This is a genomic window from Alienimonas sp. DA493, assembly GCF_043951915.1.
GTDB lineage: Bacteria > Planctomycetota > Planctomycetia > Planctomycetales > Planctomycetaceae > Alienimonas.
In genome coordinates this window covers 1-13,177 of the sequence record NZ_JBINJD010000136.1, presented here as the reverse complement: position 1 = coordinate 13,177, position 13,177 = coordinate 1, and the positions used below count along the sequence as shown (strand labels likewise).

Here is a 13,177-nt window from a genome sequence, read left to right as displayed (position 1 = left end):
CCCCGCCCGGTTCGGAGACCGGGGGCGCGGCGGCGGAGTCGACGGACCGGCGGGGGGTAGGTCCGCGGGGCGCGCGTCGTCAAGGGCGGGTCCGCCGCCCACGCCGACTATTTCAGGGCCAATCGCGCGCGGACGGCCAGCAGGAAGGCCGCCAACTGGGCGCTGAAGGCGCTCGTGAGCGTGATCATCATCAGGTACTTCGCCACCGGCAGGTCGCGGTACATGCTGAATCCCCCGCCGCCGCCCAGAAACAGCCCGTTCATCACCACGACCCAGCAGATCGTCGCCGCGCTCAGGCCGATCCAGAAGGCCCAGCGGTCGCCGCACAGGTGACGCCAGGCGACGAAGGTCAACGCGGCGTGGATGACGGAGATCATGATCGCCTCCCCCAGAATCTCCTCGTTGGGCGGCAGCGGCGTCTCCCAGCCCAGGCCGACGTCCATCGCCATCAACCCGATCCCGACCGTCAGCACGCCGTTCCAGGAGACGGCGACCGCTCCGGCGTCCCGGACCCGTTCCGGGCGGCGGAGCCAGGTGGCGAGGCGGTCCCGCCAGCAGAACCGCCGGGCCGCCACCGCCCGGCCCTCGCGCCAGGCGAACAGGTCCGCGGCGAGGTCCGCCGCGCTGGCGTAGCGGTCTGCCGGCCGCTTCCGCAGGCACTTCATGCAGATCGCGTCCAGCCCCGCGGGAAGGCCCGGCCGCAGGTGCCGGGGCGGCGGCGGGTCCTCCTCGGCGATCTGTCGGAGCAGCGCCAACGTCGTGGGGGCGTCGAACGGCGGACGGCCGGTCAGCAGTTCGTAGAGCATCGCCCCCAGGGCCCACACGTCCGTTCTCGGGCCGATCTCGTCGGGCCGCTCCGCGGCCTGCTCCGGCGCCATATACAGCGGCGTGCCGACGGCCCGGCTGGTGCGGGTCGCCGCGGCGCTTTCCTCCAGCACGCGGGCCACGCCGAAGTCCGACACCTTTGGGACGAACGGCAGAATGCCCGGGCGAAAGCCGGTGCCGGAGAGCCCCGGGTCGGACAGGTGCGGGTCCGGGGCGTCCAGCAGGACGTTCGCCGGCTTGAGGTCCCGGTGGATCACTCCGGCGAGGTGGCAGCGATGCACGGCCTCCGCCAGCGGGATCAGCAGCGCCGCGGCGAACGGCGGGTCGAGCGGCTCGGTGTGGTCCGCCAGCCACTTCGCCAGGTCGGGACCGTCGCACAGCTCGCCGGCGAGATAACACTGACGGCCGGGCTCGTCGGGCGATTCGATCGTGCCGGCCTCGTACACCTCGACCAGATGGGGGTGCCGCACGGCGGCGGCGGCCCGGGCCTCCCGCAGGAACTGCCGGAGGAGCTCGGGGTCGGTCGCGGCGTCGAAGCGGGGCACCTTCAGGGCGACGTGCCGCTCCAGCGTGGGGTCGAACGCTTTATAAACCGTTCCCATCCCGCCGTACCCGAGGACGCCGTCGATCCGGAACCGGCCCAGCGTCCGCCCGGCGGGGACGGCGTCCCGGTTCGCCTGCGGGCGGGCGCCGCCGTCCCGAGTGGCCGCCCCGGGGCCGACCGTGCCGTCCGCCGACGCGGGCGCCGTCGGCGGCGCCCCCGACCCGGCGGGGGGGCCCGGGGTGTCCGGCGGCGTGGCGGGCGGAACGTCGGTCATGAGAACGGCGAACGTACCCGGAACCGCACGCGCCCGCCGCTGTTTCTCCCGCTTCCCCGGCCAAGGGAAATCGCGAACGGCGGCCGGGCGGGGAACGGTTGCGGCCGGCCGCCGGCGGCCGAATCCTGTGGGGCCGATCCCGCTTTCCGGGGCGGCAATCGTGCTCCACGAAGAAACGAAATATCTATTAATGAGGAGTTCGAATCGGAACGCGTTGAGCATCGCGATCGCGCGGGGCGCTCATCGGGCGCTGCTCGTCATGGCGGTCGCGCTGTTGCCGCCGATCGCCGCGTCGTCGCCGACGGCCGTGGGGCAGGACGTCGCAGGAGGGCCGGCTGCGGGACCGGAGCGGGAGACGAAGAACCTCGGCCTGCAACGGGCGGGCAACCCGCCGATGCAGGTGAGGACGACGGAACCGCCCGCCCCGCCCGCCGCGACGGAGACGTTCGAAGTGCGGGATGGATTTACGGTCGTTGAAACCCTGGAGGAGTTCCGAGCCGCCCTGCGGAAAGACGGGCAGAAGGTGCGCATGAAGCCGGGCGTCTACCGGGCCGAGGGCGTCGACCCGCCGATCGACCGTCACCAGCACGTGTTCGCCGTCACCGGGTCCAACAATCATTTCGACCTGCGGGGCGTCGTCATCGAAACGCCGGTCTCCGTGCAGAGCCCGCTGTCAAAACGACCGCACGTCTCGGACACGTGGCATCTGTTCGGCGACGGCAACACGTTCGAGGGGGGCTATTTCCGCAACGTGCTCGACCGGCCCTACCCGGAGTACAGCGTGGCGGAGAACGAGTTCGAGGTGCGGGGCGACGACTCGACGTTCCGAGATTGCACCTTCGTCATTCAGGGATCCGTCCCCTACGGCTACACGGACTACTACGGGAAGGGCGGCCCGAATTTCGGCCGGCTCAACAAGCACGGATTCATGTCGATCGAGGGCGCCCGAAACACCCGGCTGATCGGGTGCCGGATATTTATGCAGTCGTTCGGCCACTGCGTGCACATGCACGGCGCCGACGGCGTGCACATCGAGGACTGCCTGTTCAGCGGAACGCTGCGGCCGACGGACGACATTTACCGGGAGCGGGTCGGCCGGGCCGTCGACTACGACTTCCAGGCGATGTACCGGGGGACGCGGCCGATCCCGCGCGGGCAGATGATCCCGCTCGTCGAGGACGGCATCCGCACGTACGGCGGCGACCGGAACGTCACGGTGATCGACACCACCGTGGAGCGGTTCCGCGGTGGCGTTCAGGTCCACAGCGAAGGCGACGTGACGCTGGAAAACGTCGCCGTTCTGGAGGCGGGGGACTTCGCCTTCGACGTCACCGCCGGCGACGAGGGCGCCGCGGTCGTGAAGGACTGCCGGGCCGACGTCGCCTACCGCCCCGTGTTCAACCTCACGCGGGGCGACACGCCGGAGGACGCCTTCTACGAGGTGACGATCCTCAACCCCGCGGACGACGTCGTCCCGACGGCCCAGGCGAACCTCGGCGTGATCTGCGGCGAACGCTGCACGTTCGTGCTGCACGACGGGACGACCCGGCCGCTCCCGGCCGACGCGAACCGGCTGCGGTGCGGCGGGCGGAAGGGGCTGAAGAACTCGGTCGTGAAGAACTTCACGTCGGCCACGCTGGTCCTGGACGAACGCGTCCGCGGGTGCCGCATCGAATCCGTCGGCCCCGTGGAAGATCGCGGGCGGGACAACAAGATCGTCCGCATCCCGCCGGAGTGACGTCCGGCCGCGGAACGCCCCGGGCGTCTCCCGCCCGATCGGTTTCCCGCTCGGCCGTCTCGACTGCGCATACAAACGCCCGCCGAACCCCGGGGAGGGGGATCGGCGGGCGTGCCCCGCGTCCTTGCGGGTGGGAACCCCGCATCCGTGCGGGGCGTAGTCGGCGGCCGGCGGCCGGGCCGGGGTCGGCTCAGAACACGTCGAGGTAGAAGTGGTGGCCGCTGTGGTACGGACGGTTCCGCGGATAAAAGTTGTGCCAGTCCGTGCGGTAGACGGGAATCCGGCGCTCGACGGGGTACTTGTAGTACAGGCTGTCGTACTCCTGCGGGGCTTCGAAGTTCCGCGGGTAGTAGACGTAGGGGTAGTGGTAGAACCGGTTCCAGTCGGTCGGCTGGCCTTTGCCGCTGGCCTTCGCGTCGGCGGGGGCGGCGAACGCGCAGCAGATCGTCAGGGCGGCCAGCGCAGCCAACCGCAGCGGGCGGCGGCTGGCGGGAAGGGAGAGCACGCGGCGGTTCATGGCGGCGGCGGGGGGCGGTGTTGAGCGGGTCGGGCGCGGCCGGCGAAGCGGCCCGCCGGCCCGGGGCCGCGATGCGGCCGCGAACGGTTCTTCGGCCCGACCGGTCGATGCGGTTCAGTCCGTTTGAGCGGGGCGACGCTCCCCGGGAGAAAAATCGCGCCTGCCGTCCCCTTCGCGCCCGCCGGCCCTTGCCGCCGGACCGCCCGCAGGCGAACGTGGGGGCGTTCCCGGTCCTGCGCACGGATGCGTCTCCCATGCGGCTCCTCCCCGTTTCCGTCTGTCCGTCGCCGATTCGCGCGCGGCTGGTCGCCGTCGCCGTCTGGGTGTTCGCGCTGCCCACCGCCGCGGCGTTGGGGCAGGGGGAGAACGCCGCCGCCGAGACGGCCGAACCGGTCGTCGCCCCGCTGCGGATCACGGCCGACGACCTGCGGCCGCACGTGGAGTACCTCGCCGACCCGGCCCGCGGCGGTCGCCCCGGCGGCCGGGCGGACGCCGCCGCGGAGTACCTCGTCGAGCACTTCAGCTCGCTGGGACTGAAGCCGGCGTTCGAGGCGTCCCCCGGGGACGCGCCGCCTGGCGGCGACGGCGAACCGGCGGAGCAGAGCTTCTATCAGACGATCGTCGGCCCGGACGGCGGGCCGTTCGGGCGGAACGTCGCCGCTCTGCTGCCGGGTTCCGATCCGGCGGTGAAGGACGAGGTGGTGATGATCGGCGCCCACTACGACCACCTCGGCGTGCGGGGCGGGGTGCTGTACCCCGGCGCCGACGACAACGCCAGCGGCACGGCGATGCTGATGGAGGTCGCCGAACGCCTCGCCGGCGACGCCGAACGGGGCGACGGCCCCCGTCGCACCGTGCTGTTCGTCGCCTTCGACCTCGAAGAGCGGATGCTGTTCGGCTCCCGCTGGTTCGCCGCCCACCCGCCGGCCGTGCTGACCGGCGGGCAGAACGACGCCACGATGCGGCAGCTCAAGGCCGTCTTCATCGCCGACATGATCGGCCGCAGCCTCGGCGACCTGGACCTGCCCACCGTGTTCGTGATGGGCAGCGAGCACGCCCCGCAGCTCAAAAGCGCCCTCGACCGGGCCGGCCTGCCGGAGGGGTTGGAGACGGCCCGGCTGGGCATCGACCTGATCGGCACCCGCAGCGACTACGGCCCGTTCCGCGACCGCGACATTCCGTTCCTCTTCTTCAGCACCGGCGAGCACGGCGACTACCACCGGCCCACCGACACGCCGGAGAACCTCAACGTGGAGAAGGCGGCCCGGGTCGCCTCGCTGATCCTCGCGGTGACGATCGAGACCGCGAACGACGCCGAGGCCCCCGTTTGGGAGGAGAACCCCCCGCCGGACCTGGACGAGGCCCGGGCCGTGAACCGGATTACCAGCCTGCTGCTCGAACGGGCGGAGAGCCCGGACAACCCGACCGGCCGCCGCTTCGGCACGATGCAGCGGGTGACCCTCGCCCAGACGAAGAGCGTCACCGAGGGCGTGCTGGAACGCGGCGAGATGACCGAGAAGGAACGCAGCTGGCTGGTCCGGCTCAGCCAGGTGTTGTTGCTCAGCGTGTTCTGAGGGAAGAGAGCCCTTCCTAAGCCGGACGCATGCGTCCGGCTTGGGCGCGGGGGAGCGGGGTTCGCGGGTCGCGGTTCACCTCGGACCGCCAAGGCGCCTATTATCCCCGCCCGCTCCCCCCCCTCCGAAAGGCCCGCCCGTGGCCCGCCTGACGCTGGCCGACCTGGCCGACCTCAACGCCCAGTTCGAGCACAGCGACCCCCGGGACCTGATCCGCTGGGCGAAAGAGCACTTCGGCGACCGGCTCGCCGCGCTGTCGTCCATGCAAAAGACCGGCTGCGCGGTCTGCCACATGCTCAGCACGTTGGATCTGGACATCCCGGTGCTGTTCGTCGACACCGGCGTGCTGTTCCCGGAGACCTACGCCCACCGCGACCGCATCGCGGAGGAGTACGGCCTGACGATCCGTACGCTCACGCCCGAACTGACGATGGAGGAGCAGACCAACCAGCTGGGCGTGCTCTACCTCACCCCGGAGGGACAGGCGGAGTGCTGCCGGATGCGGAAGAGCGACCCGCTGCTGGCCGTCGCCGGGGAGTACGACGCGATGATCTCCTCGCTGCGGCGCAGCGACGGCGGCCCCCGCGGCCGCACCCCGGTGCTCTCGCCGGACCCGGAGACGAACACCCTCCGCATCAATCCGCTCGTCACGATGTCCGACGAGGAGTTGGCGGCGTACCTCAAGGACAACGAGATCCCCACCAACCCCCTGCACGAGCAGGGTTACGCCACGATCGGCTGCAACCGGTGCACCACCCCGGTGCTGCCCGGCGAGCCCAAGCGGGCCGGCCGCTGGCGGCACCTCGGCCCGTGGAGCCAGTACTGCGGCATCAACCCGACGGACATGATGCCCCCGGAACAGCTCTCCGTGGACCTGCCCGAGGACCTCGTCGATCGGGTGCTCGGCCGGGCGACGGACTTCGTGATTTAGTCAAAACGGCACAGTCTGGTTGTTGTTCTGACAACGCCGCGCCGCGATTCGGGGACGAATCTGACAACGGCCGGGGGTGTTTCCGCTGGCGATGCGGTGGGGTGCCGGTCCTTTTGGGGCGGTGGTCGCGGCCGTGGCGCCGGCGGAACCGGCCGAACGCCGGTTGACGCACGGTCCCGGCGGGCGATCTAATCAGTCCTCCCGATCCGTTCGTCCTGCCGTGTCCGGCGCCGCCGGGGATTGCGGGGTGAATTGACGGGGCCGGCCCGGCCGGTACGCGGCGTGCTGTACTTGTCCGACCGAACCGTGTCCCCGCGACGCGGACACGGCCCCGGGCGTCCGGCAGGTCGTTTCCGCCTCCCCGCGGCCCCGAATCCATCCGCGGCCCGTTCCCCGGCCGCTCCGGACCCTCCTCGAAACCTGTAACCGTCGCCCATGATCACCGCTCGCCCCGCCCGCCGTCTGATCGGCGGCGTCGCTTTCGCCGCCCTCGCCGCCGGCCTGCTGCTCGCCCCGGCCCCCAACGGCGCCGACGAGGCTCAGGCCCGCCCCCAGCACCTCAAGTTCTTCGCCCAGAAGTACGAGGACGTCCTCGGCAAGGACGCGATCAAAAAGGGCCGCTGCGACATCTGTCACGAGAAGACGCAGCCCAAGGACAAGAAGATCCGGAACCCCTACGGGGCCGCCCTGGCGAAGGTCGTCAAGGAGAACGAGAAGGACCAGGAAGCCTTCACCAAGGCCTTGGAGAGCATCGAGAGCGAGAAGAGCTGCAACGGCGAGACGTTTGGCAAGCGGATCAAAGAGAAGAAGGAACTGCCGGCCGAGGGTTGCGACCCGCTCCCGCCCACCGGTCAGCCGCTCGTCCCGGTGCCGGACGCCAACAACTGAGCCTGAGCCCGGCTCGCAGAGCCGATTTCAAGTGACCGACGCGACCGCCTCCGGAATCGGGGGCGGTCGTTTTTTCATGGCCGTCCGCTCTGTTCGCAGCCGCTTCGACACCCACCCGAAGCGTCAGCGAGGGCGATGAGGGAGGCCCCGACCCGCGGCCCTCGCTGACGCGTCGGGTCGGTTTATTCGGCGGGCGTTGAATCGCGTCGCCGCTCCGCGTCCGGCCGCAGGGCGTAGAGCCGCCAGGGGCCGGCGACGTGCGTCGGCGGGACGTCGATCGGCTCCAGCGTGCCGGTCAGCAGGTAGCCCGCACCCGTGGCCACGCCCAGTTCGCCCAGCTCCGGGCGGTCGAAGCCGGGCGTCGCGTCGTCGCCCCACCGCAGGCGGGCCCAGTCCCGCACGAGCCGCAGCCGCCGGTTCCATTCGTGAATCCCCGCGGGGTCCTGTGGGCAGTCCTTGAAGCAGACGTACTCCGCCCGCCGCGCGTACCACTTGAAGGCGTGGTTGCGGGTCGGCGTGACGACGATCGCGTCCGCCGGCAGGTTCTCATCGATCCAGCCGCACATCGATCGCCACGCGGCGGCGTCGGCGTCGCTCAGCCCGGCGGGATTGCGGTCGTAGAAGGGAATCCACAGACCGAGGGCGAACAGCCCGACCCCCAGCCCGGCCGCGGCGACGATCCGCGGCGGCGTGGTCGCCCCCCGGATCGCGCACCCCGCCAGGGCCAGGGACGCCGCCAGCGGGACCAGCACGTCCGCCAGGCGGAACGGGTAGAACTTCAGCAGGAAGGCCCGCAGGTAGGGGTAGGCCGCCTCGTGCGGTTCGCCGGACCGCAGCCCGATCAGCACGCCGACGTAGGCCAGCAGCAGGCTCCCCAGCACGACCAGGGCGAACGCCGGCTCCTCCGCGGTCCGTCGTCCCCAGCGCCGCAGCAGGACCCAGGCGAGCGTCAGGTGAAAGAACCCGACCCACGCCGGTGTGCGGAACGTCATCGGGTCGAGGTGATGCGGCAGCCGGAGATACACCTGCAAAAAGTTCGCCCGGCCGACGTCCACGCCCGGCTCGGCCTCCAGCGCCCCCAGCGCGAACCACAGCCCGGGGGCGGCGGCGAGGAGGAACAGCCCCGCGGCGCCCGTCGCGGTGCGAGCCGTCGGCCGTTCAAACGGTTCCCCCCGCCAGCGCCGCAGGCCGGCGAGCGTCGCCGCGGCGAAGACCCCGCAGGCGGCGCCCCACACGCCGACGACGGGGTGAAACGACGCCGCCGCCCCGCCCGCCGCGCCCGCGAGCAGCCAGCGGCGATCCAGCCCCCAGGCCAGGGCCAGCAGCAGAAAGCCGTACGAGAAGACCTTGCCCTCGGCCCCGCCGACGAGCCACTCGCCGGAGAGGTTGCCCGCCGCCGCCGCCGCGAGAAACGCCGCCCCGCTCAGCGGCGCCGCCCAGACGGAGCCGATCACCCGGCGGGCCAGCAGGGTCCAGCCGCAGGCCAGCAGGGCCAGCCCCGTCGCCCGGCCGAACAGGGCCGCGGCGGGCAGGCCGAATTGCCCCGCCACGGGACCGCACAGCAGCCCGAACACTCCGTGCGGATCGGAGGAATCGAGGAAGAAGTCGCCGGGGCAGAAGCTCGGGTCGACCAGGTGCAGCGCCTTGCCGAGGTACTGCGGCTCGTTCACGCCCGGCACGGGGCTTTGCACGAGCGAATAGGCAATGAACGCCGCAAACAGCAGCGCGCCCGCGACGACGGCTTTCATCGCGGCACGCTCCACACGCAGCAAACCCCGGGCGGGGGGGACGGTCAGGCCGACTTTTTCTTGCCGGCCTTCTTTGCGGGGCCCTTCTTCTTCACGGCCGCCTTGGCGGTCGTGCCGGCGGCCGCTTTTTTCGCCGGGGTCTTCTTGGTCGCCTTCTTGGCGGGGGCGGCGGCCTTTTTGGCGGGGGTCTTTTTGGCGACGGCTTTGGGGGCCGCGTCGGCGGTCTTCTTGGCGGCCGCCTTCTTGGTTCCGGCGGACTTCTTGGCCGCGGCCTTGCCGGCGGCTTTCTTCTTGGGCTTCGCCTTGGACTTGGCGGGGGCCGCGTCGGCGCCGTCGCCGAAGATGCGATCCCAGCCCTCACGCAGCTTACTGTTGGAGCCGGTGCGGACGATCGGGCCGCTCATATCGGAGACGCTGTCGGGACGAAGGGGAAAACGGGCGGACGCGGCCGGCGGGGCCGTCGCGGACGCCGCGAAGAAGGTCGGCGATTCTTGAACCGACGCCTTCCACCGTCAACCGACCGCCCTGTCTGCAAAGGCGATCCGGCCGTCGGCCGCCCGGTTGTGCCGTCAGGGTCGGGCCGGCGGGCCGCTCCCGCCGCGTCCCTCCGCCGCGGCGCTCACTCCCCCGGGGCCGGCGGCGGGTTCGGGTTCCGGCGGGAGGGCGCCTCCAGATAGCGGTAGCCGCTGTTGGCGTTGTTGCGGTCGTAAGCGAACGCCTCCCACTCGTCCAAAAAGGACTTCACGAAGGTGACGGGAATCGCGAAGCCCAACCCTTCTCCGAAGGTCAGTTTCATATTGGTCACCCCGATCACCTCGCCCCGGTCGTTGAACAGCGGGCCGCCGCTGTTGCCGGGATTAATCTGGGCGGTGGTCTGGATATACGTCAGCCCCTCGAAGTTGCGGTGGCGGTTGGAGACGATGCCCTGGCTCACGCTGCGTTCCAGCCCCAGCGGATTGCCGATGGCGAACACCGTATCGCCCTCGCGGTAGTCCGCCTCCTCGCTGAGGAACACCGGCTTGAAGGTCACCCCCTCCGGCTTGGGAATGCGGACCAGCGCCAGGTCCAGAAACGGGTTGAGCGCGACCAGCTCCACGTCCCGCACCCGCCGGCGCCGCAGGGACTCGCCCTCTTTAATGTAAAGCGTGGCGGCGAGGCGAGTCTCTTTTTCGACGACGTGATAGTTCGTCACCGCGAGGCCGTCCTCGTTGATGATGAACCCGCTGCCCAGCCCGCCGGGGGTCTGGATCAACACCACGCCCTCGCCGTATTTGTCGGCGAGTTGTTTGACGCTGCCGCCGGGCAGATCGGCGGTCTTGTAGACGCCGCGGTCGGTCACGTTGTCGACGGCGTCGGTTTCGGACTCCGCCCGGCGGGAGAGCACGCGGTCCTTGGGGATGCGGACCACGTCCACGCCCAGATCGACGTACAGGGCGTCGCCGTCCTCCTTCAAAATCTCTCCGGTCACGCTCTGCCCGCCGCGGAGTTCCAGCACGTCCGCGGCGGCCGGGGCGGCGAGGAGGGCCGGGAACGTCGCGGCGAGCGCGGCGGCAAGAGCGGACGAACGGAGCATCGGCAGGGCGGCGGTTCGGGAACGGGGGCGGGGCAGTTTAGAAACCCGGCCGGACCGCGGCACCTCCGATCGCGACGCCGCCGCTCACCACTCTTCCAGCACCTCGTTGCCGGCCCGGGTGCCCAGGCCGTTGTAAATCTCGAAGTCGATCGACTCCCCGATGGTGTGCACCGAGCCGTCGCCCAGCAGGAACTGGGCGAAGCCGACGTGCGGGGCGGAGACGTCGCGGTCGTCGCTCTGATCGCTGTTGGGCGTGTGGCCGGTCTGGAACAGGATCATGTGGCCGTGGTCGTCGCTGGCCTCGGTGATTTCGCGGACGCCGCCGATCCAGTTCGTTTCGTATTCGAAGTGCACGCCGTGCTCGGCCCCGCCGCGGAAAGGGCCGTTGTTGCGTTCGCCGACCATCAGCGTGTTGGAGAGCCCGTCGCGGACCTCGGCGATGCGGGTGGCGCTGTTGCGGCTGAACATCCCGTCCCGCTGCTCCTGGTTCTCGTCCAGGTCCGGCGGGCCGAAGCAGGCGACGAAGCTGGCCATCGCGTAGGCCTCGACCTCGCCGGTGGAGATCTGCGGTTCGGTCGCCTCGCCCTCGCCCATCACCACGTAGCCGCCGTCGGAGACCGCGTCCGTCGGGCAGAGAAACACCGGCAGATGGCGGGTGCGGATCGCGGCGTTCGCCGGGTCGTAGATCGGGAGATTGAAGTCGATCTCCGAGTGGACGGTCGGCAGGTCGAGGTACGGCAACAGCAGGGCGCCCCACCCGTAGCCGCGGACGTTGCCCACGCCTCCCGGGGCGCCGACGTCGCCCGGCACGTACAGGTAGCCGGACGGGAACGTCTTGAGGGTCGACTCGTAGTTGTGCATCGCCAGCCCGATCTGTTTGAGGTTGTTCAAACAGGCCGTCCGGCGGGCGGCCTCCCGGGCCTGCTGCACGGCGGGCAGCAGCAGCGACACGAGGATCGCGATGACGGCGATCACCACCAGCAGTTCGATCAGCGTGAAGCCGCGGCGGCGGGACGGACCCGGGGCGGGGCGGAAGGTCGACATGCAGGCGGGACCCGGGAAGGGCGGGGGAAGGCGGGACGGACACTCTGGACGACGCGAGAGCGCGTTGTCCAACGACGGCGTGCCGGTCGTCGCCCGCCCGGCGGACCGCCCCCGGCGGGCGCCCGTTTTTAATGATCGCCCTCGTAGTACGGCTCCACGTGCACGACCACCTCCCGCACGCTGGGCCAGGCGGACTGCACCGCGGCCCGCACGTGCTGGGCGGTGCGGTGGGCCTCGCAGACGGTCTCGTGCGGGTTCACCTCCACGTCGATGTCCACGTGGGCGTCCGGGCCGGCGTGCTGGATGCGGACCTTCTCCACCTCTAAAACCCCCTCCACGGCGGCGGCGGCTTCGCGGACGAGCTCGAACCGGGCGTCGTCCGGCACGCCGTCCACGAGTTGATGCAGGTTCTCCCAGACGGCGGCGGAGCCGAGCGCGATCATCAGCGTCGCCAGCAGGGCCGCCCCGCCGCGGTCGATCAGGCCGCCCCACGCCGGAGCCGTCGCCGCCGCGGCCAGGCCGACCGCGGCGATCAGGCTGGTGCCGGCGTCGATGCGGTAGTGGTACGCCTCGGCGATCAGCGCCGAACTGTGCTCCCGCCGGCCGACGTTCTTCACCACTCGGCCGGTGATCTCCAGCAGCACGGCCGCCGCCAGCGGGACCGCCGCCGCCCACAGCGGCAGGTTCAGGGCCACGTCCTCCCGGGCCGCGTCCCACACGGCCCGCCCGCCCAGCGCGGCGCCCAGCAGCACGATGAGCACGCCCAGTTGCAGCCCGGCGAGCGGTTCGAACCGGCCGTGGCCGAAGGGGTGATCGTCGTCCGGCGGGCGCTCCGCGTACTTCACCGCGGCCAGCAGGGCGAGGCTGGCCGCCACGTCCGCGAGGCTGGCGACCGCGTCGACCAGCAGCACATCGGCGCCGCAGAACAGGTAGGCCGCGAACTCCGCGACGATCACCACCAGCCGCACCCCCACGCCCACGGCCCCGGCGAAGATCAGCCGCCGTGTGCGATTCCGCCGGGCCGCCCGCACGGCGGCGGGGTCCTCCGGCCGCACCGGGTCCGGAAACGCGGCCCGCACGGGACGCTCGGACCGAGGCGGGGAGGGGGACGCGGCGGAAGTCACGGGGGGCCGGTCGAGCGGGAACCGGTCGCGGGCGCGGGGAGCGGACGAAGGACGGGCGGGGCGACATCCTATCGCCCCGCCCTCCGGCCTGCCGACCGCTTCGTCGCCCGCTTCGTCGCCCGCTTCGTCGCCCGCTTCGTCGCCCGCCGCCGCCGAACTTCGCGGCCGTGCGGGGACGGGGCGGGAACCGTCAGGTGACGACGCCGAGCGGGCTTTCGGGCGATCCCCCGGGGGCGACCCCCCGCCACAAAGCGGGAACCGCTGTTGAAGAGAATGCGAAGACGGTGTGAAGATAGCCCGACACACAAGCAGGGCGTCGCACCGGAATCGGTGCGCCGATCCAACAAAAAACGGCTCCTCCCGCGTGCGCCCCGCGGGGCGGGCGACCCGTACCGGC

The 13,177-nt window shown here is 71.4% G+C and carries 11 protein-coding genes; 4 read left to right on the top strand and 7 right to left on the bottom strand.

The features are described 5' to 3' along the window. Positions 1-107 precede the first annotated feature (107 nt). Positions 108-1,643, bottom strand: coding sequence for a protein kinase (locus ACG2DA_RS17475; protein ID WP_395257153.1), 1,536 nt, complete (start codon positions 1,641-1,643; stop codon positions 108-110). 214 nt (positions 1,644-1,857) lie between these two features. On the opposite strand from ACG2DA_RS17475, the gene ACG2DA_RS17470 reads away from it, so the two are divergent. Then, the gene (locus ACG2DA_RS17470) at positions 1,858-3,381 is read left to right on the top strand and encodes a hypothetical protein (RefSeq protein WP_395257151.1); all 1,524 of its coding nucleotides are present in this window, start codon (positions 1,858-1,860) and stop codon (positions 3,379-3,381) included. A 190-nt stretch (positions 3,382-3,571) separates the two neighbouring features. Here the strand turns inward: ACG2DA_RS17470 and ACG2DA_RS17465 are convergent, their stop codons facing one another. Then, entirely contained in the window at positions 3,572-3,826 is a 255-nt protein-coding gene (locus ACG2DA_RS17465; protein WP_395257155.1) for a hypothetical protein, read from the bottom strand. Positions 3,827-4,152: 326 nt separating this feature from the next. On the opposite strand from ACG2DA_RS17465, the gene ACG2DA_RS17460 reads away from it, so the two are divergent. The 3 genes from ACG2DA_RS17460 (at position 4,153) to ACG2DA_RS17450 (ending at position 7,291) form a co-directional block, all read left to right on the top strand. Beyond that, the gene (locus tag ACG2DA_RS17460) at positions 4,153-5,472 is read left to right on the top strand and encodes a M28 family metallopeptidase (RefSeq protein ID WP_395257149.1); all 1,320 of its coding nucleotides are present in this window, start codon (positions 4,153-4,155) and stop codon (positions 5,470-5,472) included. 139 nt (positions 5,473-5,611) lie between these two features. Then, positions 5,612-6,403, top strand: coding sequence for a phosphoadenylyl-sulfate reductase (locus ACG2DA_RS17455; RefSeq protein ID WP_395257147.1), 792 nt, complete (start codon positions 5,612-5,614; stop codon positions 6,401-6,403). A gap of 435 nt (positions 6,404-6,838) precedes the next feature. Then, positions 6,839-7,291, top strand: coding sequence for a hypothetical protein (locus ACG2DA_RS17450; protein ID WP_395257145.1), 453 nt, complete (start codon positions 6,839-6,841; stop codon positions 7,289-7,291). 182 nt (positions 7,292-7,473) lie between these two features. On the opposite strand, the gene ACG2DA_RS17445 is transcribed toward ACG2DA_RS17450, so the two are convergent. The 5 genes from ACG2DA_RS17445 to ACG2DA_RS17425 all read right to left on the bottom strand — a co-directional run bounded on the left by ACG2DA_RS17445 (position 7,474) and on the right by ACG2DA_RS17425 (position 12,735). After that, positions 7,474-9,039 carry a DUF6798 domain-containing protein gene (locus tag ACG2DA_RS17445; protein WP_395257143.1) on the bottom strand — a complete coding sequence of 522 codons (1,566 nt, stop codon included), beginning with the start codon at positions 9,037-9,039 and terminating at the stop codon, positions 7,474-7,476. Positions 9,040-9,083: 44 nt separating this feature from the next. Further along, positions 9,084-9,443: an RNA polymerase subunit sigma gene (locus ACG2DA_RS17440; protein WP_395257141.1), complete on the bottom strand. Its 360-nt coding sequence runs from the start codon at positions 9,441-9,443 to the stop codon at positions 9,084-9,086. 215 nt (positions 9,444-9,658) lie between these two features. Further along, the gene (locus tag ACG2DA_RS17435; protein WP_395257139.1) at positions 9,659-10,612 is read right to left on the bottom strand and encodes a S1C family serine protease; all 954 of its coding nucleotides are present in this window, start codon (positions 10,610-10,612) and stop codon (positions 9,659-9,661) included. A gap of 84 nt (positions 10,613-10,696) precedes the next feature. Further along, positions 10,697-11,656, bottom strand: coding sequence for a DUF1559 domain-containing protein (locus tag ACG2DA_RS17430; RefSeq protein WP_395257137.1), 960 nt, complete (start codon positions 11,654-11,656; stop codon positions 10,697-10,699). Positions 11,657-11,784: 128 nt separating this feature from the next. Continuing rightward, positions 11,785-12,735: a cation diffusion facilitator family transporter gene (locus ACG2DA_RS17425; RefSeq protein WP_395257135.1), complete on the bottom strand. Its 951-nt coding sequence runs from the start codon at positions 12,733-12,735 to the stop codon at positions 11,785-11,787. Positions 12,736-13,177: the final 442 nt, after the last annotated feature.